Raw genomic sequence first — 25035 nt, 5'->3', positions numbered from 1 at the left:
TCCGGGGCCGTTGAAGGTTAGCGGATCCGGTGTCAGGCCTCGGACTTCGCGGCGTCCTCGCGCAGCTTCGGCTTGGCGTCCACGCCGGCCTCCCGGCGCTGGGCCGGGGTGATCGGGGTCGGGGCGCCGGTCAGCGGGTCACCGCCGGTGGACGTCTTCGGGAAGGCGATGACGTCGCGGATGGTGTCGTACCCGCCGAGCAGGGTGACGATGCGGTCGAGGCCGAAGGCGACGCCACCGTGCGGCGGCGGGCCGTAGTTGAAGGCGTCCAGCAGGAAGCCGAACTGCGAGGCCGCCTCCTCCTCGGAGAGGCCGATCGCGTCGAACGCCCGCTTCTGCACGTCGCGCTGGTGGATACGGATCGAACCGCCGCCCAGCTCCGAGCCGTTGAGGACCAGGTCGTAGGCGTTGGACAGGGCCGAGCCCGGGTCGGTGTCGAAGGTGGCGAGCGACTCGGCGGTCGGGGCGGTGAACGGGTGGTGCACCGCGTGCCAGCCCTGGAACTCGCCCTTGTCGTCCTCGATCGGCTCGAACATCGGGAAGTCGACGACCCAGAGGAAGGCCCACTGCGACGCGTCGATCAGCTCGCAGCGGCGGCCGATCTCCAGGCGGGCGGCGCCCAGCAGCTCCTGCGAGGGGCGCTGCTTGCCGGCCGCGAAGAAGATCGCGTCGCCGTTCCTGGCACCCGCGGCGGCGGCCAGGCCGGCCAGGTGCTCCTCGGACAGGTTCTTGGCGACCGGGCCGCGCAGCTCGCCGGTCTCGGCGTCGATGACGACGTAGGCCAGGCCGCGGGCGCCGCGCGCCTTGGCCCAGTCCTGCCAGGCGTCGAGCGCCTTGCGGGGCTGCGAGGCGCCGCCGGGCATCACCACGGCGCCGACGTACGGGGCCTGGAAGACGCGGAACTCGGTGCCCTTGAAGTACTCGGTGAGGTCGGTGAGTTCCTGTCCGAAGCGGACGTCCGGCTTGTCGGAGCCGTAGCGGGCCATGGCGTCCGCGTAGGTCATCCGGGGCAGCGGGTTGGGGAGCTCGTAGCCGTGCACCTCGCGCCAGATCGAGCCGACGATCTTCTCGCCGAGGGCCAGGATGTCCTCCTGGTCGACGAACGAGGCCTCGATGTCGAGCTGGGTGAACTCCGGCTGCCGGTCGGCGCGGAAGTCCTCGTCGCGGAAGCAGCGGGCGATCTGGTAGTAGCGCTCCATGCCGGCCACCATCAGCAGCTGCTTGAACAGCTGGGGCGACTGCGGCAGCGCGTACCAGTGGCCGGGCTGCAGGCGGACCGGGACGAGGAAGTCGCGGGCGCCCTCGGGGGTGGAGCGGGTGAGGTACGGCGTCTCGATGTCGAGGTAGTCGTTCTCCTCCATCACCCGGCGGATGATGTTGTTGACCTTCGAGCGCAGCCGCAGGCCCTTGGCCGGGCCCTCGCGGCGCAGGTCCAGGTAGCGGTAGCGCAGCCGGACCTCCTCGTTGACCGTGCCCGGCTCGTACTCGGCGACCGGGAAGGGCAGCGGGGCGGCCTCGGAGAGGACCTCGATCTCGCTGACGACGACCTCGACCGCGCCGGTCGGGATGTCCGGGTTCTCGTTGCCGTCGGGGCGCACCCGGACGTCGCCGACGACCTTGACGCAGTACTCGGCGCGAAGGCCGTGCACCGAGTCGAGGTCGCGGACCACGATCTGCACGGTGCCGGAGGCGTCGCGCAGATCGATGAAGGCGACACCGCCGTGGTCGCGGCGGCGGGCGACCCAGCCGGCCAGGGTGACGGTGGTGCCTGCGTGCTCCGGGCGGAGCGTGCCCGCGTCGTGCGTGCGGATCACAGCTGCTTCTCCTTCAGGGTGGTGACGAGTGCGTCGAGGGCGACGGGGTTCTGCTCGCCGGTGGTCAGGTCCTTGAGCTGGACGACGCCGTCGGCGAGGTCCCGGTCCCCGGCCACGAGGGCGAAGCGGGCGCCGGACCGGTCGGCGGACTTCATGGCGTTCTTGATGCTCTTGACGCCGAAGGCGAGGTCGGTGGCGACGCCGGCCCGGCGCAGCTCGACCACCTTGGCGAACAGGACGTTCTTGGCCTCCTCGCCGAGCGCGACGGCGTACACGGAGGTCGCGGCGGGCAGGTCGAGGACGATGCCCTCGGCCTCCATCGCCAGGAAGGTGCGGTCCACGCCGAGGGCCCAGCCGACGGACGGCAGCGCCGGGCCGCCGATCATCTCGGACAGGCCGTCGTAGCGGCCGCCGCCGCCGATCGCGGACTGGGCGCCGAGGCCGTTGTGCACGAACTCGAAGGTGGTGCGGGTGTAGTAGTCCAGGCCGCGGACCAGCTTCGGGTCGTCGACGAAGGCCACGCCGTTCGCGGTGAGCAGCTCGCGGACCTTCTCGTCGTACGCCTTGCACTCCTCGCACAGGTAGTCGCGCAGCTTGGGCGCGTCGACCAGCTGGGCCTGCACCGACTCGCGCTTGTCGTCCAGGACGCGCAGCGGGTTGATGTCGGCGCGGCGGCGGGTGTCCTCGTCCAGGTCCAGGCCGGCGAGGAACTCGACCAGGGCGGCGCGGTAGACCGGGCGGCACTGCTTGTCGCCGAGGCTGTTGAGCAGCAGCGAGTAGTCGCGCACGCCCAGCGAGCGGAAGGCGTCGTCGGCGAGGATGATCAGCTCGGCGTCCAGGGCCGGGTCCTCGGCCCCGATCGCCTCGGCGCCGACCTGGGAGAACTGGCGGTAGCGGCCCTTCTGGGCGCGCTCGTAGCGGTAGTACGAGCCGGAGTACCAGAGCTTGACCGGCAGGTTGCCCTGCTTGTGCAGGTTGGCCTGGAGGGCGGCGCGCAGCACCGAGGCGGTGCCCTCCGGGCGCAGCGCGAGCTCGTCGCCGCCGCGGGTGGTGAGGTTGTACATCTCCTTGCTGACGATGTCGGTGGACTCGCCGACGCCGCGGGAGAAGAGCTTCACGTCCTCGAAGACCGGGGTCTCGACGTAGCCGTAGCCGGCCCGGCGGGCGGGCGCGGCGATGCGCTCGCGGATCGCCAGGAAGGTCGCGGAGCTGGGGGGCAGCAGGTCGTAGGTGCCCTTGGGGGCGGTGAAGGTGCTCAACTTCTCTTCCGTCACATTCCTCGTCGCGGGAAAGCCTGGGCGCCGGCCGCCCCTGCTGCCTGTCGGAGGTAGGGGTTGGTGGCGCGCTCGTGGCCGATGGTGGTCTGTCCGCCGTGGCCGGAGAGGACCACGGTGGTGTCGTCGAGGGGCAGGCACACCCGGGCCAGCGACCGCATGATCGCCTCGCTGTCCCCGCCCGGGAGGTCGGTACGCCCGATGGAGCCGGCGAACAGCAGGTCGCCCGAGAACAGCACCGGGGGGAGGTCCTCGGCACCGGGCGTCCGGAAGGTCACCGACCCCCCGGTATGGCCCGGGGCGTGGTCCACGGTGAGCTGCAGGCCGGCGAGCTCCAGCACGGCGCCGTCGGTGAGCTCGCGCACGTCGTCGGGCTCGCCGACGGTGAGCTCGCCCATCAGCTGGGTGCCCAGGGCGCGGCCGAGGGCCTTCTCCGGGTCGGACATCATGTACCGGTCCTCGGGGTGGATCCAGGCCGGGACGCCGCGGGCGCCGCAGACCGGGACCACCGAGGCCACGTGGTCGATGTGGCCGTGCGTGAGCACCACGGCGACGGGCTTGAGCCCGTGCTCGCGGACCATCTCCTCGACACCGCGCGCCGCCTGGTGGCCGGGATCGACGATGACGCACTCCTCGCCCGCCGCCGGGGCGACCAGGTAGCAGTTGGTGCCCCAGGCTCCAGCGGGGAATCCGGCGATGAACACGCGCGTCCTTCGTGATGCGGTCGGCAGTGGCGGCTACGGTCGCGGCGGCCGGGTCGGATGCAGCCACCAGTCATGCAGCAAACCAGTGAGGTAAAGGCAGCCTACCGGCGGTGCGGGTGCGGTTGCGAACCAGATAGGGGTGGCGCGCGCGGTTCGCACTGACAGGTTCACCGCGTTCTTACAGGCCCGGTCCCTACACTTGGCCGCCGATGGATGCGATGATCCGCTTCGGTACCCATCCACTTTCCCAGCACATCCGTAGGAGACACGGCCGGTGGTCAGCAGCGAACAGCGGCGGCGGCAGCTCGCCCGAGAGAAGTACGAGCGCCAGATGGAGCGGCGGGTCGCCGCGCGGTCCGCGCGCAGGCGCCGCAACACGATCCTGGGCGCCGCGCTCGCCGTCGTGGTGCTGGCCGGCGGCGGTGCGCTGGTCGGCACCGGGGCGTTCGGCTCGGACAAGGACAAGTCGGCTTCGGCCGCCTCCTCCGCCCAGGCCGCGCCGAGCCAGAGCGCCGAGCCGACCACCCCGACCCGCAAGCCGGTCGAGGGCTGCGCCGATCCGGCGCCGGGCGCGCCGAACGGCAAGCAGTGGCAGGCCGAGCCGGCCATGGCGATCGACGCGGGCGGCTCGTACACCGCGACGCTGGACACCAACTGCGGCAAGGTGACGCTCGCGCTCGACGCGGCCAAGGCCCCACACACGGTGAACTCCTTCGTCTTCCTGGCCGGGGAGAAGTACTTCGACCACACCAAGTGCCACCGCCTCACCACCGACGGCATCTTCGTGCTCCAGTGCGGCGACCCGACCGCCAGCGCGACCGTCCCGGGCGGCACCGGCGGCCCCGGTTACAAGTTCGCGGACGAGAACCTGACCGGCGCGACCTACCCGGCGGGCACCGTGGCGATGGCCAACTCCGGCCCCGGCACGAACGGGAGCCAGTTCTTCCTGGTCTACAAGGACACCCAGCTGCCCCCGAACTACACCCCCTTCGGCAAGATCACCGGGGGCCTGGACGCGGTGCAGAAGATCGCCGCCGCGGGCACCCTGGAGGGTGCCCCGGACGGCCACCCGATGGCCGACGTCACCTTCAACTCGGTGACCACCGCGAAGAGTTGACATCTCCCGGGGCCGCCCGCAAGGGGCGCCCGAAGCGCCTCGGCGCGGCCCCGGCCCGAAATCGCCCGGCCCGGATGCGGACAGCACCGGGGCTGGTCGCCTATGTTGGCGTTGTATCAGGGTGCCCGCACCCGCCTGGCCGTCACCCTCGGCAGCAAGTCACGGCGGACGGGGACGGCGGACTCATCGGTCCGCCGCACATCAACTGTGGACGACGGACGCGCGCCGCCCCGGCGCGGGCGCGACGTCATGTGGAGGACGCGCTATGAGCAGCGACCCGTGGGGCCGTGTCGACGAGCAGGGCACGGTCTACGTCAGGACGGCCGACGGCGAACACGTCGTGGGTTCCTGGCAGGCCGGCTCGCCCGAGGAGGCCCTCGCCTACTTCGAGCGCAAGTACCAGGGCATCGAGGTGGAGATCGGCCTGCTGGAGAAGCGGGTGCGCACCACCGACCTGGCCGCCAAGGACGCCCAGGCCGCGCTGGACCACCTGCGCGCCCAGGTGACCGAGGGGCACGCGGTCGGCGACCTGGCCGCCCTGGCCAAGCGGCTGGACACGCTCGCCGGCGAGATCGAGAGCCGGCGCGAGGAGCGCAAGGCCGCCCGCGCCAAGGCCCAGGACGAGACCCGCACCGCCAAGGAGACGCTGGTCTCCGAGGCCGAGCAGCTCGCCGAGTCCACCCAGTGGCGGGAGGCCGGGGACCGGCTGCGCGCCCTGGTGGACACCTGGAAGGGCCTGCCCCGGCTGGACCGCAAGAGCGACGACGAGCTGTGGCACCGCTTCTCGCACGCCCGCTCGGTCTTCTCCAAGCACCGCAAGGCGCACTTCGCGACCCTGGACGCCGAGCGCGAGCAGGCCCGGCAGACCAAGGAGGCGCTGGTCGCCGAGGCCGAGGCGCTGTCCTCGTCCACCGAGTGGGGCGACACCGCGGCCGCCTACCGCGACCTGATGGCGCGCTGGAAGTCCGCCGGCCGGGCCCAGCGGGACATCGAGGACGAGCTGTGGGCGCGGTTCCGCGGCGCGCAGGACGTCTTCTTCCAGGCCCGTTCCGCGGTGTTCAGCGAGCGGGACGCCGAGCAGGTGGCCAACCAGAAGCTCAAGGAGGCACTGGCCACCGAGGCCGAGGCGATCCTGCCGATCACCGACCTGAAGGCCGCCAAGGCGGCGCTGCGCGAGGTCAACGAGCGCTGGGAGGCGATCGGGCACGTGCCGCGCGACGCCCGTCCGAAGCTGGACGGCCGGCTGAACACGGTCGAGCGGGCCATCCGCGAGGCCGAGGACGCCGAGTGGAGGCGCTCCAACCCGGAGGCCAAGGCGCGCGCCGCCGGCATGGTCGGCCTGTTCGAGGCGAAGGCCGACAAGATCCGGGCCGATCTGGACAAGGCCCGCGCCGCTGGCAACGCCGGCCGGATCGCCAAGCTGGAGAACGAGCTGGCCGGCGTGCAGACCCTGCTGGAGCAGGCGCACCGCAGCCAGGAGGAGTTCAGCGGCTGATCCGCCGAACGCACGAGAGAGGGCCCCGGGAGATCCCGGGGCCCTCTCTCGCGCTCGGGGCGCTACTTGCGGGCCGAGGTGACGCGGTAGACGTCGTAGACGCCCTCGACACCGCGCACGGCCTTGAGCACGTGGCCGAGGTGTTTCGGGTCGCCCATCTCGAAGGTGAAGCGGCTCATCGCGACCCGGTCGCGGGAGGTCTGCACCGCCGCCGACAGGATGTTGACGTGCTGGTCTGAGAGCACCCGGGTGACGTCCGAGAGCAGCCGGGAGCGGTCCAGCGCCTCGACCTGGATGGCCACCAGGAACACCGAGGACTGGGTGGCGGCCCACTCGACGTCGATCATCCGCTCGGGCTGCTGGCTCAGCGACTCGACGTTGACGCAGTCGGCGCGGTGCACCGAGACGCCGTTGCCGCGGGTCACGAAGCCGACGATCGGGTCGCCCGGCACCGGGGTGCAGCAGCGGGACAGCTTGACCCAGACGTCCTCGACGCCCTTGACGATCACGCCCGGGTCGCCCTTGGCCCGGCGGCGCGCCGCCCGGCGGTTGTCGTGCGTCGGGGTCGCGGTCTCGGCGAGGTCCTCGGTGGCGCCCTCCTCGCCGCCGAGCGCCTGGACCAGCTTCTGCACGATGTTCTGCGCGGTGACGTGGCCCTCGCCGATCGCGGCGTAGAGCGAGGAGATGTCGGGGTAGCGCATCTCGTGGGCCAGGGTGACCAGCGAGTCGCCGGTCAGGATCCGCTGGATCGGCAGGCCCTGCTTGCGCATCGCCCGGACGATCGCCTCCTTGCCGTGCTCGATCGCCTCCTCGCGGCGCTCCTTGGAGAACCAGGCGCGGATCTTGTTGCGGGCGCGCGGCGACTTGACGAAGCCCAGCCAGTCCCGGGACGGTCCGGCGTTCTCCGCCTTGGAGGTGAACACCTCGACGGCGTCGCCGTTCTCCAGCGTCGACTCCAGCGGCACCAGCCGCCCGTTGACCCGGGCCCCTATCGTCCGGTAGCCCACCTCGGTGTGCACCGCGAAGGCGAAGTCGACCGGGGTCGCGCCGGCCGGCAGGGCTATCACGTCGCCCTTGGGCGTGAAGACGAAGACCTCGTTGCTGGCCAGGTCGAAGCGCAGCGACTCCAGGAACTCGCCCGGGTCGGCGGTCTCCTTCTGCCAGTCCAGCAGCTGCCGCAGCCAGGCCATCTCGTTGACGGCGCCGGCCTTGTCGTCCTTGCGGACCTGGGTCGGGGTGTCGGTGCGGACCTTGGACGCGCCGGCCACGGCGCGCTGCTTGTACTTCCAGTGCGCGGCGATGCCGTACTCGGCCCGGCGGTGCATGTCGAAGGTGCGGATCTGGAGTTCGACGGGCTTGCCGCCGGGGCCGATCACCGTCGTGTGCAGCGACTGGTACATGTTGAACTTGGGCATCGCGATGTAGTCCTTGAACCGCCCCGGCACCGGGTTCCACCGCGCGTGGATGGTGCCCAGCGCCGCGTAGCAGTCGCGGACGGTGTCGACCAGGACCCGGATGCCCACCAGGTCGTAGATCTCGGCGAAGTCCCGGCCCCGGACGATCATCTTCTGGTAGACCGAGTAGTAGTGCTTCGGCCGGCCGGTGACGGAGGCGGTGATCCGGGCGCCGCGCAGGTCCCCCTGGACCTGGTCGATGACGGTCGCCAGGTACTCGTCCCGCTTGGGGGCGCGCTCGGCGACCAGCCGGACGATCTCGTCGTACATCTTGGGGTAGAGGATCGCGAAGGCGAGGTCCTCCAGCTCCCACTTGATGGTGTTCATGCCCAGCCGGTGCGCCAGCGGGGCGTAGATCTCCAGCGTCTCGCGGGCCTTCTTCTCCTGCTTCTCCCGCTTGAGGTAGCGCATCGTGCGCATGTTGTGCAGGCGGTCGGCCAGCTTGATCACCAGGACCCGCGGGTCCTTGGCCATCGCGACGACCATCTTGCGGACGGTCTCGGCCTGCGCGGCCTCGCCGAACTTGACCCGGTCCAGCTTGGTGACGCCGTCCACCAGCAGCGCCACCGAGTCGCCGAAGTCCTTGCGCAGGGTCTCCAGGCCGTAGTCGGTGTCCTCGACGGTGTCGTGCAGCAGCCCGGCCATCAGGGTCGGGGCGTCCATCCCCAGCTCGGCCAGGATGGTGGCCACCGCCAGCGGGTGGGTGATGTACGGGTCGCCGCTCTTGCGCTTCTGCCCGCGGTGCCACTTCTCGGCGACGGCGTAGGCCCGCTCGATGTCCCGCAGCAGCGCCGGGTCGGCCTTCGGGTCGTTCGCCCGGATCGACCGGAACAGCGGCTCCAGCACGGGGTTGAGCACGCTGGAGCGCTGGCCGCCGAGGCGGGCCAAGCGGGCACGCATGCCACCCGAGGAGGAGCCTCGCCCGGTGGGGCCGGTCGGTCGCGAGGAGGTCGGCGCCGGGCGTGCCGGGGTGGCCCCCGAGGGCGTGGGACGGTTGTCGGGGGCGGCCGCTTCGGCCGTGGGCACAACCTCGTCGGGCAAGGACTCTCCTCGGGGCACCGGGGCCGACCCCTGCCGCGGCCCGTACGGTCGGACGCAACCGGGAGGGGGTGAATCTTCATGGTACCGAGCCGGGCGCCCCGGCGTTCATCCACCCGGGCCGGAAACGGAAGGGCGGCGGTCGGATGATCCGACCGCCGCCCTTCGTTCAGGTCCCTCAGACCGTGACCAGCGTCTCCAGCGGGGCGCCGTTCAGGTGCCCGGACAGCCGTTCCCGGCCGTCCAGGAAGCCCAGCTCCATCAGCACCACGACGCCCACCAGCTCGGCGCCGGCCTCCTTCACCAGGTCCAGCGAGGCGCCGATGGTGCCACCGGTGGCCAGCACGTCGTCCACCACCAGCACCCGCTCACCGGGCGCGAAGGCGTCGCACTGCACCTCCAGCGTCGCCGAGCCGTACTCCAGCTCGTACGAGCGCCGGAACACCTCACCGGGCAGCTTGCCCTGCTTGCGGATCGGCACGAAGCCGAGCCCGGCCGCGAAGGCCGCCGGAGCCGCCAACACGAAGCCGCGCGCCTCCAGGCCCACCACCTTGGTCGCCCCGAGCTCCCGCGCCCGGTCCGCCAGCGCCCTGGTGAGGGCGCCGAAGGCCTCGGCGTCGGCCAGCAGCGGCGCGATGTCCTTGAACAGCACACCCGGCTTCGGGTAGTCCGGGACGTCCCGGATCCGGCTGTTCAACAGATCGGCCAGTGCGGTGTCGGCGGTGGTCACGGCGTGTCCTTACGATCGGGTCGGTTCAGCGCTTGGTGGACGGACGGCCCTTGGCACGCGTGGTGCCGGCCGCCCGGCCGCGCTGACCGACCATACCCGCAGGCAGGTCCTCGTCCGCGATCTCCTCGTCCGCCGGCACCTCGCCGGCGGCCTTGGCAGCGGCCGCGGCCCGGTGCTGCAGGACCCGCTTGCGCAGCGCCTTCATCTCCGGCTGCTCCTCCTTGAGCTGCGCCAGCAGCGGAGTGGCGACGCAGATCGACGAGTAGGCACCGGCCGCGAGGCCGATGAACAGCGCCAGCGAGATGTCGTTCAGCGTGCCGGCACCCAGGAGGCCACCGCCGATGAACAGCAGCGCGGCGACCGGGAGCAGGGCGACCACGGTGGTGTTGAGCGAACGCACCAGGGTCTGGTTGAGGCCCGCGTTGGCCGCCTCGCTGTAGGTGAGCTTGTTCTGCTTGGTGAGGTCCTTGGTGTTCTCCTTCACGGTGTCGAAGACGACGACCGTGTCGTAGAGCGAGTACCCGAGGATGGTCAGGAAGCCGATCACCGTACCGGGGGTGACCTCGAAGCCCACCAGGGCGTACACGCCGATGGTGATCAGGAGGTCGTGGATGAGGGCGACCAGGGCCGCCACCGCCATCCGCCACTCGAAGGCGATCGCCAGGTAGACCGTCACCAGGACCATGAAGATGATCAGGCCGGTGAGCGCCTTCGAGGAGATCTGCTTGCCCCAGCTGGGGCCGATCACCTGGGCCTCGACGGTGTCCAGCGGCACGGCCAGCTTCTCGGAGAGCTGAGCGCGGATCTCGTCCGAGCTCTTCGGCTCCTCGGTGCTGACCTGGATGCGGATCTTGCCGTTGTCGGTCGACTGCACCAGCGGGTGCGAGGAGACGATCTTGTCGGACGTCTCCTGCGCCTGCGAGACGGTCAGCCCCGGCTTGGTCACGGTGTAGACCGAGCCGCCCTTGAACTCGATGCCCAGGTGCAGGCCCATCGCCAGACCGATCGCCGCGATCAGCACGATCACGCCGGAGATGGAGTACCAGAGCTTACGGCGCCCGACGAAGTCGAAGCTGACCTCGCCCTGGTAGAGCCGGTGTCCCAGATTGGAGAAGCGTGACACGGTGTCAGGCCTCCTTCACGGCGGCAGAGGAGGGGCTACGGCGACGGCTGCTGCGCAGCGGCGGGCGGGCGCCCAGCCGCTTCGGGTCCAGGCCGGACCACGGGTGACCGTTGGCGAAGAACTTGCGCCGGGCCAGCAGCGTGATCACCGGCTTGGTGAAGAGGAAGATCACCACGACGTCCAGCGCGGTGGTCAGCCCCAGGGTGAACGCGAAGCCCTGGACCTTGCCGACCGAGACCACGTAGAGCACGGCGGCACAGAGGAAGGACACGAAGTCCGACACCAGGATGGTGCGCCGGGCGCGCGGCCAGGCCCGCTGGACCGCCGGGCGCAGCGGGGCGCCCTCGCGGACCTCGTCGCGGATGCGCTCGAAGTAGACGATGAAGGAGTCGGCGGTGATGCCGATCGCGACGATCGCACCGCAGACCGCGGGCAGGTTCAGCGCGAAGCCGATCCCGGCGCCGAGCAGGCTCATGATCGAGTAGGTCAGGGCCGCCGAGACGAGCAGACCGGCGATCGAGACCAGGCCGAGGCCGCGGTAGTAGACCAGCGAGTAGAGCACCACCAGCAGCATGCCGATCACGCCTGCGACCAGACCGGCCATGAGCTGGTCGCCGCCGAGCGCCGGGGAGACGGTGGTGATCTCGCCCTTGCTGAATTCCAGCGGCAGGGCGCCGTAGCCCAGCACGTTGGACAGGTCCTGCGCCTCGGCCTGGCTGAAGCGGCCGGTGATCACGGCACTGCCGCCGGGGATCACGTTCTTGACCTCGGGGTGCGAGACGACCTGGTTGTCCAGCACGATCGCGAACTGGTTGTTCGGCGGGGCCTGGGTGGCGAGCTGGCCGGTGACCTTGGTGAAGGCGTCGGTGCCGGCGCCGTTGAACTGCAGCTGGACCTGCCAGCCGGCACCCGTCTGGGTGTCGAGGCTCGGCTGGGCCTTGGAGACGTCCGAGCCCTTCACGGCGACGGGGCCGAGGACGAGCTTCTCGTAGTAGCCGTTCTCGGGCTTCTGCGAGCAGGCGACGACGGCCTTGTCCTCGGGGCCGGTCTGGGCCGCGCGGGCCTCCGGCTTGGTGCAGTCGAGGTTGGTGAAGGCCGTGGCCAGCTCCGGCGGCACGGTGCCCTGGGTCATCGCGGCGCTGACGTCCGCGGCGCTGGGCGGGGTGGCGGGCGCGGACGGCGTGGTGGCGGCGCTCGGGGCGGTGCTCGCGCCCGTCGCGGCGGCGCTCGGGCTGGCGTCGGCGGCCAGCGCCTCACCGGCCGGGCGGCCCTGCTTGCTGCCGCTCGCGCTGGGCGTGCCGGACGCGCTCGCGCCGGCCGAGGCGGTGGACCCGGCGGACGGGGCCGCGCTCGGAGTGCCGGTGGCCGAGGGGGAGCCGGTGGGCGCCGGCGGCGTGAAGCCGCTGGGCGCCACCGCCAGGACCGGGCGGAAGAACAGCTTGGCGGTGGTACCCACCTGGTCCGCCGCGTTCTGCTGGTTGCCGCCCTTGGGGATGTTCACGATGATCGTGTTGTCGCCCTGGGTCTGCACCTCCGCCTCGGAGACACCCATGCCGTTGACGCGGCGCTCGATGATCCCGGTGGCGATGTCCATGTTGGACTTGGTGATCGCCTTGGGGTCTGTCGACTTCGCGGTCAGCGTGATGCTGGTGCCACCGGCGAGGTCGATTCCGAGCCGGGGCTTGGTGTGGCCCGTCCCGAACATGAGGGCGACCAGTCCGACGGTGACGACCAGGATGAGGGCCAGCGCCCGCCCTGGGTAGCCGTCGCGCGGGCGCGACTTGGGTGTTGCCACCTTGCTCGTTTCTCCCTGTCCATGCCACTCCCCCAACCGGACCCCCGTCCGGCTTGTGGCGGGACGGGGGCATGGCGGTTCTGCGGCCCTGAGGTCCTGTGGGCTCGCGGCACTGGGCCGCGCGGCCGGGCTGGTGCCCGACCGTACTACTTGCTCGCGGGAGCCCCGCCCTCGACGTCGCCCTTGGCGCCGCCGTCCTTGGTGAGCGTCAGCGGCTTGTCCTCGACCGGCTCGGCGTCGGCGTCCTCGGCCTCCGGCTCGGCCAGCTCGTCATCGGCGGGGCGGCCGTTGATGATCGCGTCGTACTCCTGGGGGTCCAGGACAGCGGCGATCGCGCTCTTGGTGAAGTGGGTGACCACGCCGGGCGCGATCTCCAGCTCGATGGTCTCCTCGTTGACCGCCTTCACCTGGGCGTACAGGCCGCCGATGGTGCGCACCCCCGCCCCTGGCTCCAGCGAGGTCTGCATCTGCTGCATCTGCGACTGGCGCTTCTTCTGCGACCGGAACATGAGCACGATCGCGATGATCGGGAGGAGAAGGATGATGAAGTTCACTGCAGCCAGGGTCCTTTACGGGCCGCCGACCGGCGGCCTGTGTGGTATTGGTCGGCCCGTCAGGTGAGCGGGGCGGTCCGGCGGAGTCTAGGCGACCCCGAACTGATCGGACAACGCCAAGCATCGCATCCTGCCGCCAAAAGTGGCGACCCTCCGCCTGTACAGTTTCCCCGGACTTCGCCCCCGGCTCGCACGCGGGCCACTCACCGGGGTGGCGCATCGGACGCCTCCCGGGAACCGGCGGGCGGCGATCACCCGTTCAGCCCTCGTCGGCCCGGAGGAGTTCGGATTGCGCGGGCACGGCGCCCCGGTTGGCCTGGACCGGCGGGGTCAGCCCGAGGTGCTGCCAGGCCGCCGCGGTGGCGATCCGGCCGCGCGGGGTCCGGGCGAGCAGGCCCTCGCGGACCAGGAAGGGCTCCGCCACCTCCTCGACCGTCTCGGACTCCTCCCCCACCGCGACCGCGAGAGTCGACAAACCGACCGGCCCGCCGCCGAACAGCCGCAGCAGCGCGGTCAGCACCGCGCGGTCCAGCCGGTCCAGACCGCGGGCGTCCACCTCGTAGACGTCCAGCGCCCGGGCGGCGATCTCCGCCGTGACCTGGCCGTCGTGCCGCACCTGCGCGAAGTCGCGGACCCGGCGCAGCAGCCGGTTGGCGATGCGCGGCGTCCCCCGCGAGCGGCCGGCGATCTCGGCGGCGCCGGCCGGGTCGATCTCCACGTCCAGCAGGGTGGCCGAGCGGCGCACCACCCGTTCGAGCTCGGCCGGGGCGTAGAACTCCATGTGCCCGGTGAAGCCGAAGCGGTCGCGCAGCGGGGGCGGCAGCAGGCCGGCCCGGGTGGTGGCGCCGACCAGGGTGAAGGGCGGCAGTTCCAGCGGGATGGCGGTGGCGCCCGGGCCCTTGCCGACGATCACGTCGACCCGGAAGTCCTCCATCGCCATGTAGAGCATCTCCTCGGCCGGACGGGACATCCGATGGATCTCGTCGAGGAAGAGCACCTCGCCCTCGGCGAGCGAGGAGAGGATCGCCGCGAGGTCCCCCGCGTGCTGGATCGCCGGACCGGAGGTGATCCGGATCGGGGCGCCCAGCTCGGCGGCGATGATCATGGACAGGGTGGTCTTGCCCAGCCCGGGCGGCCCGCTGAGCAGCACGTGGTCGGGCGCGCTGCCGCGCTTGCGGGCCGCCTGGAGCACCAGGGACAGCTGCTCGCGCACCCGCTCCTGACCGATGAACTCGTCCAGCGCCTTGGGGCGCAGCGCCGCCTCGACCGCCTGGTCCTCCCCGTCGGCGGCGGCCGTCACCAGCCGGTCGCCCGGGTCCGAGTCGTACGGACTCATCAGCACATGCTCCAAAGTCGACAAGAGGACAGATCGCCAGATGGCTTTAGCGGGATCGGTTGAGGCCGCGCAGGGCGAGCCGGAGCAGTGCGCCGACGTCCGGCGTCTGCTGGGCCTCCGCCTCGGAGGTGACGGCCACGACCGCCTCGTCCGCCTCGCGCGGAGCGTAGCCGAGACCGGTCAGCGCCGAGTGCAGCTGCTCGCTCCAGGGGGCCGGACCGCTCGCGATCGGCTTCTGCGCCGGCACCGCGCCGTGCGGGGCTCCCAGCTTGTCCTTGTACTCCAGCAGCAGCTTGGCGGCCTTCGCCTTCCCGATGCCGGGCACGGCCACCAGCGCCTTCTCGTCGCCGCCGGCCACCGCGGCCCGCAGCGCGTCGGGGCTGTGCACCCCGAGGATCGCCTGCGCCAGCTTCGGGCCGACGCCCGGCGCGGCCTGGAGGATCTCGAAGACGGCGCGCTCGTCGTCGTCCGCGAAGCCGAACAGGGTCAGCGAGTCCTCCCGGACCACCAGCGAGGTCGCGAGCCGGGCGGGCTCACCCAGCCGGAGCCCGGCCAGCGTGTTCGGCGTGCACTGCACGGCCATGCCGACCCCGCCGACCTCGACCACGGCGAGTCCGGAGGAGATGGCCGCCACGGGCCCTTGCACGAAGGCGATCACCGGCTGCTTCCTTTCAGGGGGGTGGCGCGGGCCGCCCGTACCGCGGCCTCCAGGCGGTTGACCGCCCCGCCGCGCCAGATGTGGCAGATGGCCAGCGCCAGCGCGTCGGCGGCGTCGGCGGGCTTGGGCGGGGCGTCCAGCCGCAGCAGGCGCTGCACCATGGCCGTGACCTGCGCCTTGTCGGCCCGGCCGGAGCCGGTGACGGCGGCCTTGACCTCGCTCGGGGTGTGCAGGGTGACCGGGATGCCGCGCCGGGTGGCGCAGAGCATCGCGACCGCGCTGGCCTGGGCGGTGCCCATCACCGTCCGGACGTTGTGCTGGGCGAACACCCGCTCGACGGCGACCAGCTCCGGCTCGTGCTCGTCGAGCCAGGCCTCCATGCCCTGCTCCACCAGCAGCAGCCGCCGCCCGATCTCGTCCTCGGCGGGGGTGCGCACCACGCCGACCCCGACCATCCGCAGCGGCCGCCCCGGCGCACCCTCGACCACGCCGATCCCGCACCTGGTCAGCCCCGGGTCCACGCCCAGTACCCGTACCACAGCCCCGCCTCTCGTTGGTCGCCGCCCGCCTCCGGGCGCTCCGGCCCGGGCACGCCCTCCGGCCCACGGCGGGCGACCTGCGAAGGCTACCGTCCGGGTCCGACAGCGCCCGCAAAGACACCGGCCCGGCGGTCGGAAGACCGCCGGGCCGGGGAGTGAGAACGATCACTCGGCGTCGAGCTGCGCACCGACCTCGTCGGAGATGTCGAAGTTGGCGAAGACGTTCTGCACGTCGTCGCTGTCCTCCAGCACGTCGATCAGCTTGAGGATCTTGCGGGCGCCGTCGACGTCCAGCTCGACCTGCATGCTCGGGAGGAAGTTGGCCTCGGCCGAGTCGTAGTCGACGCCGGCGTCCACCAGCGCGGTGCGCACGGCGACCATCTTGGCGGCCTCGGAGACGATCTCGAACGAGTCGCCGAGGTCGTTGATCTCCTCGGGCTCCTGGTCGAGGACGACCTCGAAGAGCTTGTCCTCGTCCACGCCGTCAGCCTTGGGGACGATCACGACGCCCTTGCGGGTGAACAGGTACGACACCGAGCCCGGGTCGGCCATCGAGCCGCCGTTGCGGGTCATCGCGACGCGCACGTCGGAGGCGGCGCGGTTGCGGTTGTCGGTGAGGCACTCGATCAGGACGGCGACGCCGTTCGGGCCGTAGCCCTCGTACATGATGGTCTGGTAGTCGGCGCCGCCGGCCTCCAGACCGCCACCGCGCTTGACGGCGCGGTTGATGTTGTCGATCGGGACCGAACTCTTCTTCGCCTTCTGGATGGCGTCGTAGAGGGTCGGGTTGCCGGCCGGGTCGGGACCGCCGGTGCGCGCCGCCACCTCGATGTTCTTGATCATCTTGGCGAAGAGCTTGCCGCGCTTGGCGTCGATCACGGCCTTCTTGTGCTTGGTGGTAGCCCACTTAGAGTGGCCGGACATTCGCCAGCTCCTTTACGTCGCCAAAGGGAAATGAAACAGATGAGATCTTACCGGTGTCGTCACCGGAAAGGCGCACACGGTCAGCGCCGCCCCAGGTGCTCCTCGACCATCGCGACGAAGTAGGCGTGCACGCGGTGGTCGCCGGTGAGCTCCGGGTGGAAGGAGGTCGCCAGCAGGTTGCCCTGGCGCACGGCCACGATCCGGCTCTCCGGACCGTCCGCGGCGGGCAGCTCGGCCAGCACCTCGACACCCGCGCCGACGCCCTCGACCCAGGGGGCCCGGATGAAGACGCCGTGCACCGGCGCGTCGCCCAGGCCCTCGAAGGCGACACCGGACTCGAAGGACTCGTTCTGGCGGCCGAAGGCGTTGCGGCGCACGGTCATGTCGATGCCGCCGACGGTCTCCTGGTCGTCCCGGCCGTCCAGGATCTTGTCGGCCAGCATGATCATTCCCGCGCAGGTGCCGTACACCGGCATCCCGGCGGCGACCCGCTCGCGCAGCGGGTCCATCACGCCGAACAGCAGCGCCAGCTTGGACATGGTGGTGGACTCCCCGCCGGGGATCACCAGCGCGTCGACCTCGGCCAGCTCCTCGGCACGGCGCACCGGGCGGGCGAGCGCGTCGGCCTCGGCCAGCGCGACCAGGTGCTCGCGGACGTCACCCTGGAGGGCGAGGACGCCGATGACTGGAGTGCTCACGGTCTTCAACCTCGTTAGATCGTTCTACGGATGTACGTGACGCGGCCCGCCGCGCGCCGAGGCGCTGCGACGGGCCGGCACAAGGGGCGACTACCAGCCGCGGTTGGCGTAGCGCTCGGTCTCCGGCAGGGTGTCGCAGTTGATGCCGACCATGGCCTCGCCGAGGTTGCGGGAGGCGTCCGCGATGATCTTCGGGTCGTCGAAGAAGGTGGTGGCCTTCACGATGGCGGCGGCGCGCTTGGCCGGGTCGCCCGACTTGAAGATGCCCGAACCGACGAAGACGCCCTCGGCGCCGAGCTGGCGCATCAGCGCGGCGTCGGCCGGGGTGGCCACGCCACCGGCGGAGAACAGCACGACCGGCAGCTTGCCGAGCTCGGCGACCTCCTTGACGAGCTCGTACGGGGCGCGCAGCTCCTTGGCGGCGGCGTACAGCTCGTTGTTGTCGAAGCCGCGCAGCTTGGCGATCTCGTTCTTGATCTGGCGCAGGTGGCGGACGGCCTCGACGACGTTGCCGGTGCCGGCCTCGCCCTTCGAGCGGATCATGGCCGCGCCCTCGGCGATGCGGCGCAGGGCCTCGCCCAGGTTGGTGGCGCCACAGACGAAGGGGGTGGTGAAGGCCCACTTGTCGGAGTGGTTGACCTCGTCGGCCGGGGTCAGCACCTCGGACTCGTCGATGTAGTCGACGCCGAGCGACTGGAGGACCTGGGCCTCGACGAAGTGACCGATCCGCGACTTGGCCATCACCGGGATGGAGACCGCCTCGATGATCTCCTCGATCATGTTCGGGTCGGACATCCGGGCCACGCCGCCGTCCTTGCGGATGTCGGCCGGAACCCGCTCCAGCGCCATGACGGCCACCGCGCCGGCGTCCTCGGCGATCTTGGCCTGCTCGGCGTTGACCACGTCCATGATCACACCGCCCTTGAGCTGCTCGGCCATGCCGCGCTTCACCCGGGCGGTACCGATCTGCGGCTGGTCTGCGGTGGTGGGGGTGGTGGACACGTGAGACCTCACTCGAAGATGAACCAGTGCTATCGCCCTATGGTAGGCGGAACGGGTGACGCAACCATGCGCCACCAAGTCCAGCCCGGACGACGGGATGCGACAAACGGGCCGTATCCGAGCACAGCCTAGGCGGGTGCCCCTTCGGGCGTGAGCGCGGGCGGCGGGGCATCGTCCATCTCGAACGCCAGCGGGAACGGGGCCTTCCCCGCCAGCCGGAAGTACCGCACCAGACGGTGTTCGCGCACCGCCCGCGCCGCCCGCACCGCGTCGTTGTGGAACCGGCGCGCCATCGGCGCCCGGCGCACCGCCGCCGTCAGGTCGCGCACCGCGTCCTCCCCGCCCGGCTCCGCCACCAGCGCCGCCACCTGCTCCGGCTCGGCGAAGACCGCCCGCAGCGCCAGGCTCAGCTGGCTCTCCGCCACCTCACGCTGGTCGTCCTCGGCCTGCCGGGCCGCGTGCGCCGCGTCCAGCAGCAGCAGCGAGGCCGCCGGGTCCAGCAGCGAGGACGTGGCCAGCTCCATCGCCACCGAGGCCCGACGGACCAGCTGCGCGTCCAACGCGGCCCGCGCCGCGTCGATCCTGGCGTGCAGCCGGTCCAACCGACCGGCCGTCCAACTCAGGTACATGCCGAAGAGCACCACGGCCACGCCGGCCCAGATCCAGGTAGTCACGGGGCGCAACGCTACCGGGTGTCACCGGCTCAGCCCTCCGCGCTCGCGCTCCGGTAGGACCCGCGGTCGATGTCGGAGACGTTCACCGCGGTGTGCAGCCGGGTGCCCGGCGTCGGCGCGACGTGCTCCGCCAGCAGCGCCAGCACGCCCTCGCTGAGCGCCGCCTTCGCCTCCGGCGTACGGCCCGGGAAGATCTGGAACTCGACGTACACCTGCGCGGCGGCCCCCTCGCCCTCCCCCACCACGAAGTCGTCGTTCTGCCGGAACAGCGTCTTGCACGCCTCCGGCTTCGCGTCGATCGTCCCCACCGCGAGCCGGTTGATCGCCACGCCCAGCGCCCGGCGGTCGAAGGAGCCGGCCAGGCTCGGCGAGTAGTCGACGGAGATCTGCGGCATCGGTGCCCCCATGCGTCGTGCCCGAATACGGTCGACCGACCCTAACGCCGCCGACACCCCGGAAAAGTCCCGGGCCCGCCGGCCTCAGTCCCGGGCCAGCCCGAACCGGCCGCGCCGGCCGCCGCGCACGTCCTCCTCGACCACCGCCGCGGCCCCCGCCGCCACCGTCTCGTACACCGCCAGGATGTCCGCGCCGACCGTCGACCAGTCGAACCGCCGCACGTACCGCGAGGCGGCCTTGCTCAGCTCCCCCAGCCGCCCCGGATCGCCCAGCAGCCGCAGCGCCGCAGCGGCCAGCGCGTCCGCGTCCTCCACCGGGAACAGCTCGCCCGCGTCCCCGCCGTCCAGCACCTGCTTGAACGCGTCCAGGTCGCTGGCCAGCACCGGGGCGCCCGCCGACATCGCCTCGACCAGGATGATCCCGAAGCTCTCGCCACCGGTGTTCGGCGCCACGTACAGGTCCACGCTGCGCAGCAGCCGGGCCTTGTCGCGGTCGCTCACCATGCCGAGGAACTCCACCTGACGGCGGACCTCCGGCGCCAGGCCGGCGACGGCCTCCTCCTCGTCCCCCTTGCCCGCCACCAGCAGCCGCACGCCCGGCCGCTCGGCCAGGATCTTCGGCAGCGCCGCCAGCAGCGTCGGCAGGCCCTTGCGCGGCTCGTTGATGCGGCCGACGAAGCCGATCGTGCCCGGCTCCCCGGCCGCCGCACCGCCGCACCAGCGCTCATCCGGCTCGGCGTCCGCGAAGAAGCCGACGTCCACGCCGTTCGGGATCACCACCGCGTCGCCGCCCAGGTGCTCCACCAGCGTCCGCCGGGCGTACTCCGACACCGCGATCCGGGCCCGCATCTTCTCCAGGCCGGGCTGCAGGATCGGCGAGGCCGCGATCATCGCCCGCGAGCGCGGGTTGGAGGTGTGGAACGTCCCCACCATCGGCCCGGACGCCGACCAGGCGGCCAGCATCGACACGCTCGGCGCGGCCGGCTCGTGCACGTGCAGGATGTCGAACCGGCCCTCGTGCAACCACCGCCGCGTCCGCGCCGCCGACAGGACGCCGAAGCTCAGCCGCGCCACCGACCCGTTGTACGGCACCGCCACCGCCCGCCCGGCGCCGACCACGTACGGCGGCAGCGCCTCCTCGTCCTCGGCCGGCGACAGCACCGAGACCTCGTGGCCCAGACCGATCAGGTGCTCGGCCAGGTCCCGGATGTGGAACTGCACCCCACCGGGGACGTCCCAGTCGTACGGGCAGACGATGCCGATCTTCACGGGTTCCTCATGCTCCTTCGGGTACTCCTGCTGGCCGGGATCAGGACCCGGAGGCCTCGGCCGCCGGCTCGCCGGCCGGCTCCGGCGCGGCCGCCCGGGCCGCCTCGGAGTGCGGCGCGGCCGCCTCCTCCACCGTCTCACGGACCGGGAGGTCGGCCAGCCAGAACCGCTGCAGCATGTGCCAGTCCTCGGGGTGCTCGCGGATCGCCTCCTCCCACACCCGCGCGAGCGCCTGCGTCATCACCTGCGTCCGCTCCTTGCGGTCGCCCTCCTGCGGCACCGGCACCTCGGGGTGGATCCGCGCCCGCATCACCGGGCCGTCGTACCAGAGCGTCACCGGCAGCAGCGCCGCCCCGGTGCGCTGGCACAGCGCCGCCGGACCGGCCGGCATCCGGGTCGCCTCCCCGAAGAACGACACCTCCACGCCCGCCTCCGAGAGGTCCCGGTCCCCCACCAGGCAGACCAGCCGACCCTCGCGCAGCCGTCGCGCCAGCGTGCCGATCACGTTCGCCCCGCCCCCGGTCAACGCCAGGACCTCCATGCCCTGGCCCTCCCGGAACTCCACGAACCGGTCGAACAGCCGCTCCGGCTTCAACCGCTCCGCGACCGTGGTGAACGGGAAGCCCAGCTGCGCCACCCAGGTGCCCGCCAGGTCCCAGTTGCCCATGTGCGGCAGCGCGATCACCGCGCCCCGACCGGCCTCGATCGGCGCGCGCAGGTTCTCCAGGCCTTCCGACCGGACATCCCGGGCCACCCGCTCCCTGCTCCAGACCGGCAGCCGGAACGACTCCATCCAGTACCGCAGGTACGAACGCATCCCGGCCCGGGACAGCGCCCGCAGGCCCGCCTCGTCCAGTCCCGGACGGACCCGGCGCAGGTTCGCCTCCAACTGGAGCACCCGCTTGCCCCGCCGGCGCCAGGCGTGGTCCGCCAGCCGGTCGAACAGGCCCCGCGCCACCCGCTCCGGCAGGTGCTTCAGCACCGCCCAGCCCAGCGCGTACGCCCAGTACACCAGTCGGTCCGTCACCGCAGGACGCCCCCCATCAGCTCCCGGCCGCCGCTCGGTCGGCCTCGAACGCCTCCCGGCGCACGGTCAGCATGCGCTGGAACACCGTCACCAGACTGCCCACCGCCACCAGCCACAGCGCCACCGGCAGCAGCCACTCCACGTACGGCACCCCGAACTTGTGCAGACCCGCGACCCCGGCCGCCACCAGGCTGGCCACCAGCCGCTCGGCCCGCTCCACCAGCCCCGACACGTCGCACGGCAGCCCCTGGCTCTGCGCCCGCGCCTTGGTATACGACACCACCAGCCCGCTCGCCAGGCAGCAGATCGCCACCGCGCACAGCAGGTTGTCGTCACCCTTGCCCGCGTACCACATCGCCAGACCACCGAAGATCGCCGCATCCGCGACCCGGTCCAGCGTGGAGTCCAGGAACGCCCCCCACCTGGTGCTCCGGCCCAGCTGGCGGGCCATGTTCCCGTCCACCAGGTCCGAGAAGATGAACAGCGTGATCGTGATGGTGCCCCAGAAGAACTCCCCGCGGGGGAAGAACACCAGCGCACCGGCCACCGAACCGGCCGTACCGATCAGCGTCACGGCGTCCGGGCTCACGCCCAGCCGGATCAGGAACGCGGCGAACGGGGTCAGAACACGTGTGAAGAAGGCACGCGCGTATTTGTTGAGCATGGCCTTCCCGACCGCTCCGATCTCCCTGGTACCCGCCTGGCGCAACACGCGCGGCAGACGGCCGGACGGATCAGCCCGTCCGGCCCACCCATCGTAGCCAGGCCGGAGGCACGCTCCGTCGCACGCACCGCCCGACGACACCCCGGCCACGTCCCACACACGGACGGTCACCGCCCACCCGTACGACACGCGCCGCCGCAGCACCCGCACCTACACTTTCGAAGGACAGCCCCGGCGCGACGGGAGGAGACCCCGATGCCCGACCGCAGCACGGCACGAGCCGCCCAGGCACCCGCCGTCACCGCCCCCCGGGACCTGCGCAACGTCGTCCTCATCGGCTCCAGCGGTGTGGGCAAGACCACGCTCGCCGAATCCCTCGCCCTCGCCGCCGGCGCCACCGGCCGGGCCGGTCGCGTCACCGACGGCACCACCGTCTCCGACCACGAGGACATCGAGCACCACCAGCAGCGCTCCGTCCAGCTCTCGCTGCTCCCGCTCGAATGGAAGGGCGTCAAGATCAACCTGATCGACCCGCCCGGCCACCCCGACTTCACCGCCGACCTGCGCGCCGCCCTGCACGCCGCCGACGCCGCCGTCTTCGTCGTCTCCGCCACCGACCCCGTCACCGCCCCCACCCGCGCACTCTGGCGCGAGTGCGCCGCCGAAGGCATCCCGCGCGCCATCGCCGTCGCCAAACTCGACCTCGCCCGCACCGGCTTCGACGACATCCTCACCGCCTGCCACGACGCCTTCGACCTGGGCCCCGACACCCTCCGCCCGCTCTTCCTGCCCGTCCTCCACGACGGCCGCCCCGACGGCAGCGTCGACCTGCTCACCGGCGACACCTACGGCCGGGCCGCTCCGCTGCCCGACACCGGGCCGGCCCACGACAGCCTCGTCGAGGCCATCTCCGGCCAGGACGACACGCTCATGGAGCGCTACCTCTCCGGCGACACCCTCGACACCGACGCCCTCGAAGCCGGCCTGCGCCGCGAAGTCCTCAGCTGCGCCCTCCACCCCGCCGTCCCCACCAGCGAGAACGGCCTCGGCGCCACCGAACTCCTCGACCTGATCGTCCACACCTTCCCCGACCCCGGCGAACGCACCCGCCCCGCCCCCGACTGCGACCCCGACGCCCCGCTCGCCGCCCAGGTCGTCCGCGTCACCGGCGACACCTACGTCGGCCGGATCAGCCTGCTGCGCCTGTACGCCGGCACCCTGCGTCCCGACACCCGCATCCACCTCGCCGGCCCCGCCCACAGCGCCGACCAGAACGGCGACGAACGCGTCACCGCCCTCAGCAGCCCCTTCGGCAAGCTCCAGCGGCCCGTCCCGCACGCCGTCGCCGGCGACCTCGTCTGCATCGCCAAGCTCACCACCGCCCGCGCCGGCGACACCGTCCACGACCCCGGCCACCCCGTCGACCTCGCCGGCTGGGCCCTCCCCGAGCCCCTGCTCCCGATCGCCGTCGAAGCCCACAGCAAGGCCGACGACGACAAGCTCTCCCAGGCCCTCACCCGCCTCACCGCCGAGGACCCGGCCCTACGCCTCGAACAGAACCCCGACACCCACCAGCTCGTCCTCTGGTGCACCGGCGAGGCCCACGCCGAGGTCGTCCTCGACCGCCTGCGCACCCGGCACGGCGTCCACGTCGACACCGTCGAACCCCAGGTCGCCCTCCGCGAGACCTTCGGCACCGCCGCCGCCGGCCACGGCCGGCTCGTCAAGCAGTCCGGCGGCCACGGCCAGTACGCCATCTGCGACCTGGAGGTCGAACCCCTCCCGGCCGGCTCCGGCTTCGAGTTCCAGGAGCACGTCGTCGGCGGCGCCGTCCCCAAGCACTTCATCCCCTCCGTCGAGAAGGGCCTGCGCGCCCAGCTCGCCAAGGGCGTCGCCACCGGCCACCCGCTCGTCGACGTCCGGGTCACCCTCACCGACGGCAAGGCCCACTCCGTGGACTCCTCCGACGCGTCCTTCCAGGCCGCCGCCGCCCTCGCCCTGCGCGACGCCGCCGAACACGCCGTCATCCGGCTGCTCGAACCCGTCGCCGCCGTCGCCGTCCTGCTGCCCGACGACTACCTCGGCGCCGTACTCGGCGACCTCTCCGCCCGCCGCGGCCGCGTCCTCGGCACCGAGACCGGCGGCCCCGGCCTGACCCTGCTGCGCGCCGAGGTCCCCGAACTCGAACTCGTCCGCTACCCGGTCGACCTGCGCTCACTCACCCACGGCACCGCCGAGTTCTCCCGCGCCTACCTGCGCCACGAACCCATGCCGACCGCCCTGGCCACCCGCTACACCGACTGAGCGCCCTGCCGCCGCGGCAGCGCGCACGCCGCCGTACCCCCCGGCATCCGGTGCCGGTTGCGCGCCACCCAGCGGTACGCCAGGCCCGCCACCGGCCGCACCGGCGCCGACGCCAGCACCGCCCCCAGGTACGCCCACGCGCCGCCCGAACGCATCAGCAGCCGCGCCACCGCCTGCGCACCCCCGTACACCCGGCCCGTCGGCGTCACCCACAGCACCTCGCGCTCCGCCCGCTCCGCGGTCACCTCGCCCAGCCCGCCCGCGCGCGCGTCCAGCGCCGCCAGGTCCTCGAACTGGAACGGCACCGCGTCCCAGCCCCCCGAGGCCAGCGTCTGCCGCAGATAGCGCTCCGCCCACCGCACGCAGGACGAACAGAACGAACAGTCCCCGTCGAACACCAACACCGGATCCATCGCCCGGGCTCCCTTCCTGGCCGTCACGGCCATC

The 25035-nt window shown here is 72.1% G+C and carries 22 protein-coding genes and 1 pseudogene; 3 read left to right on the top strand and 20 right to left on the bottom strand.

Features of this window, described 5'->3' with window-relative positions:
- Positions 1–32: 32 nt before the first annotated feature.
- The 3 genes from aspS to AB0P03_RS00870 are packed head-to-tail and all read right to left on the bottom strand — an operon-like array spanning position 33 to position 3792.
- On the bottom strand, positions 33–1814 hold the full coding sequence (aspS, locus tag AB0P03_RS00880) for an aspartate--tRNA ligase (RefSeq protein WP_363583088.1): 1782 nt from the start codon (positions 1812–1814) through the stop codon (positions 33–35).
- Positions 1811–3073 (bottom strand): histidine--tRNA ligase, encoded by a 1263-nt coding sequence (gene hisS, locus AB0P03_RS00875; protein WP_063346798.1) that lies wholly within the window; start codon positions 3071–3073, stop codon positions 1811–1813. The genes aspS and hisS overlap by 4 nt, the downstream gene beginning before the upstream one ends.
- Positions 3074–3084: 11 nt before the next feature.
- The gene (locus AB0P03_RS00870; protein WP_063346799.1) at positions 3085–3792 is read right to left on the bottom strand and encodes an MBL fold metallo-hydrolase; all 708 of its coding nucleotides are present in this window, start codon (positions 3790–3792) and stop codon (positions 3085–3087) included.
- Positions 3793–4066: 274 nt separating this feature from the next.
- Between AB0P03_RS00870 and AB0P03_RS00865 the strand changes: the two genes are divergently transcribed.
- A complete protein-coding gene (locus AB0P03_RS00865) occupies positions 4067–4909 on the top strand; it encodes a peptidylprolyl isomerase (protein ID WP_363583084.1) in 843 nt (280 codons plus the stop codon).
- A gap of 265 nt (positions 4910–5174) precedes the next feature.
- Complete coding sequence (locus tag AB0P03_RS00860; RefSeq protein ID WP_363583082.1) at positions 5175–6404, top strand: DUF349 domain-containing protein; 1230 nt, start codon at positions 5175–5177, stop codon at positions 6402–6404.
- Between the two features lie 62 nt (positions 6405–6466).
- Here AB0P03_RS00860 and AB0P03_RS00855 read toward each other — a convergent pair.
- The 16 genes and pseudogenes from AB0P03_RS00855 to pgsA all read right to left on the bottom strand — a co-directional run.
- Positions 6467–8770: pseudogene (locus AB0P03_RS00855) on the bottom strand (bifunctional (p)ppGpp synthetase/guanosine-3',5'-bis(diphosphate) 3'-pyrophosphohydrolase); the annotation flags it as partial.
- Positions 8771–9074: 304 nt separating this feature from the next.
- On the bottom strand, positions 9075–9626 hold the full coding sequence (locus AB0P03_RS00850; protein ID WP_363583080.1) for an adenine phosphoribosyltransferase: 552 nt from the start codon (positions 9624–9626) through the stop codon (positions 9075–9077).
- A 25-nt stretch (positions 9627–9651) separates the two neighbouring features.
- Complete coding sequence (gene secF / locus AB0P03_RS00845; protein WP_363583078.1) at positions 9652–10749, bottom strand: protein translocase subunit SecF; 1098 nt, start codon at positions 10747–10749, stop codon at positions 9652–9654.
- Positions 10750–10753: 4 nt separating this feature from the next.
- Complete coding sequence (secD, locus tag AB0P03_RS00840) at positions 10754–12454, bottom strand: protein translocase subunit SecD (RefSeq protein WP_363583270.1); 1701 nt, start codon at positions 12452–12454, stop codon at positions 10754–10756.
- Positions 12455–12690: 236 nt separating this feature from the next.
- Positions 12691–13098 carry a preprotein translocase subunit YajC gene (gene yajC / locus AB0P03_RS00835; protein ID WP_363583076.1) on the bottom strand — a complete coding sequence of 136 codons (408 nt, stop codon included), beginning with the start codon at positions 13096–13098 and terminating at the stop codon, positions 12691–12693.
- A 259-nt stretch (positions 13099–13357) separates the two neighbouring features.
- Entirely contained in the window at positions 13358–14434 is a 1077-nt protein-coding gene (ruvB, locus tag AB0P03_RS00830; protein WP_363627472.1) for a Holliday junction branch migration DNA helicase RuvB, read from the bottom strand.
- Positions 14435–14480: 46 nt separating this feature from the next.
- Positions 14481–15092: a Holliday junction branch migration protein RuvA gene (gene ruvA, locus AB0P03_RS00825; protein WP_363627471.1), complete on the bottom strand. Its 612-nt coding sequence runs from the start codon at positions 15090–15092 to the stop codon at positions 14481–14483.
- The gene (gene ruvC, locus AB0P03_RS00820) at positions 15089–15631 is read right to left on the bottom strand and encodes a crossover junction endodeoxyribonuclease RuvC (protein WP_363618240.1); all 543 of its coding nucleotides are present in this window, start codon (positions 15629–15631) and stop codon (positions 15089–15091) included. Before ruvC ends, ruvA begins: the two co-directional genes overlap by 4 nt.
- Before the next feature lie 165 nt (positions 15632–15796).
- Positions 15797–16555 carry a YebC/PmpR family DNA-binding transcriptional regulator gene (locus tag AB0P03_RS00815; protein WP_363583070.1) on the bottom strand — a complete coding sequence of 253 codons (759 nt, stop codon included), beginning with the start codon at positions 16553–16555 and terminating at the stop codon, positions 15797–15799.
- A gap of 80 nt (positions 16556–16635) precedes the next feature.
- The gene (pdxT, locus tag AB0P03_RS00810; protein ID WP_063350971.1) at positions 16636–17253 is read right to left on the bottom strand and encodes a pyridoxal 5'-phosphate synthase glutaminase subunit PdxT; all 618 of its coding nucleotides are present in this window, start codon (positions 17251–17253) and stop codon (positions 16636–16638) included.
- A gap of 90 nt (positions 17254–17343) precedes the next feature.
- Positions 17344–18255, bottom strand: a complete 912-nt coding sequence (pdxS, locus tag AB0P03_RS00805) for a pyridoxal 5'-phosphate synthase lyase subunit PdxS (RefSeq protein WP_063346811.1) — start codon at positions 18253–18255, stop codon at positions 17344–17346.
- A 128-nt stretch (positions 18256–18383) separates the two neighbouring features.
- Positions 18384–18884 carry a hypothetical protein gene (locus tag AB0P03_RS00800; protein ID WP_063350972.1) on the bottom strand — a complete coding sequence of 167 codons (501 nt, stop codon included), beginning with the start codon at positions 18882–18884 and terminating at the stop codon, positions 18384–18386.
- A 74-nt stretch (positions 18885–18958) separates the two neighbouring features.
- Positions 18959–19324 carry an isomerase gene (locus AB0P03_RS00795; RefSeq protein WP_363627470.1) on the bottom strand — a complete coding sequence of 122 codons (366 nt, stop codon included), beginning with the start codon at positions 19322–19324 and terminating at the stop codon, positions 18959–18961.
- An 84-nt stretch (positions 19325–19408) separates the two neighbouring features.
- Positions 19409–20593, bottom strand: coding sequence for a glycosyltransferase family 4 protein (locus tag AB0P03_RS00790; protein WP_363583064.1), 1185 nt, complete (start codon positions 20591–20593; stop codon positions 19409–19411).
- Positions 20594–20633: 40 nt separating this feature from the next.
- Positions 20634–21620 carry a phosphatidylinositol mannoside acyltransferase gene (locus AB0P03_RS00785; RefSeq protein ID WP_363627469.1) on the bottom strand — a complete coding sequence of 329 codons (987 nt, stop codon included), beginning with the start codon at positions 21618–21620 and terminating at the stop codon, positions 20634–20636.
- 16 nt (positions 21621–21636) lie between these two features.
- Positions 21637–22284, bottom strand: coding sequence for a phosphatidylinositol phosphate synthase (gene pgsA / locus AB0P03_RS00780; RefSeq protein ID WP_363583060.1), 648 nt, complete (start codon positions 22282–22284; stop codon positions 21637–21639).
- 255 nt (positions 22285–22539) lie between these two features.
- Between pgsA and AB0P03_RS00775 the strand changes: the two genes are divergently transcribed.
- Positions 22540–24588, top strand: coding sequence for an elongation factor G-like protein EF-G2 (locus AB0P03_RS00775; RefSeq protein WP_363627468.1), 2049 nt, complete (start codon positions 22540–22542; stop codon positions 24586–24588).
- Here AB0P03_RS00775 and AB0P03_RS00770 read toward each other — a convergent pair.
- Complete coding sequence (locus tag AB0P03_RS00770) at positions 24576–25001, bottom strand: DUF393 domain-containing protein (protein WP_363583056.1); 426 nt, start codon at positions 24999–25001, stop codon at positions 24576–24578. The genes AB0P03_RS00775 and AB0P03_RS00770 overlap by 13 nt on opposite strands.
- Between the last annotated feature and the right edge of the window lie 34 nt (positions 25002–25035).

This window comes from Kitasatospora sp. NPDC088779 (genome assembly GCF_040685395.1).
GTDB lineage: Bacteria > Actinomycetota > Actinomycetes > Streptomycetales > Streptomycetaceae > Kitasatospora.
Note: the sequence above shows the minus strand (reverse complement) of the source record. Positions and strands in the feature narration are given on the sequence as shown.

What these genes read in the sequence shown, in the direction of transcription:
- AB0P03_RS00860 (WP_363583082.1), top strand. Translation starts at nt 5,175, where the DNA reads ATGAGCAGCGACCCGTGGGGCCGTGTCGACGAGCAGGGCACGGTCTAC.
- secD (WP_363583270.1), bottom strand. Translation starts at nt 12,454, where the DNA reads ATGTTCGGGACGGGCCACACCAAGCCCCGGCTCGGAATCGACCTCGCC.
- ruvB (WP_363627472.1), bottom strand. Translation starts at nt 14,434, where the DNA reads ATGAGTCCGTACGACTCGGACCCGGGCGACCGGCTGGTGACGGCCGCC.
- AB0P03_RS00815 (WP_363583070.1), bottom strand. Translation starts at nt 16,555, where the DNA reads ATGTCCGGCCACTCTAAGTGGGCTACCACCAAGCACAAGAAGGCCGTG.
- AB0P03_RS00800 (WP_063350972.1), bottom strand. Translation starts at nt 18,884, where the DNA reads ATGTACCTGAGTTGGACGGCCGGTCGGTTGGACCGGCTGCACGCCAGG.
- AB0P03_RS00795 (WP_363627470.1), bottom strand. Translation starts at nt 19,324, where the DNA reads ATGCCGCAGATCTCCGTCGACTACTCGCCGAGCCTGGCCGGCTCCTTC.
- pgsA (WP_363583060.1), bottom strand. Translation starts at nt 22,284, where the DNA reads ATGCTCAACAAATACGCGCGTGCCTTCTTCACACGTGTTCTGACCCCG.
- AB0P03_RS00775 (WP_363627468.1), top strand. Translation starts at nt 22,540, where the DNA reads ATGCCCGACCGCAGCACGGCACGAGCCGCCCAGGCACCCGCCGTCACC.
- AB0P03_RS00770 (WP_363583056.1), bottom strand. Translation starts at nt 25,001, where the DNA reads ATGGATCCGGTGTTGGTGTTCGACGGGGACTGTTCGTTCTGTTCGTCC.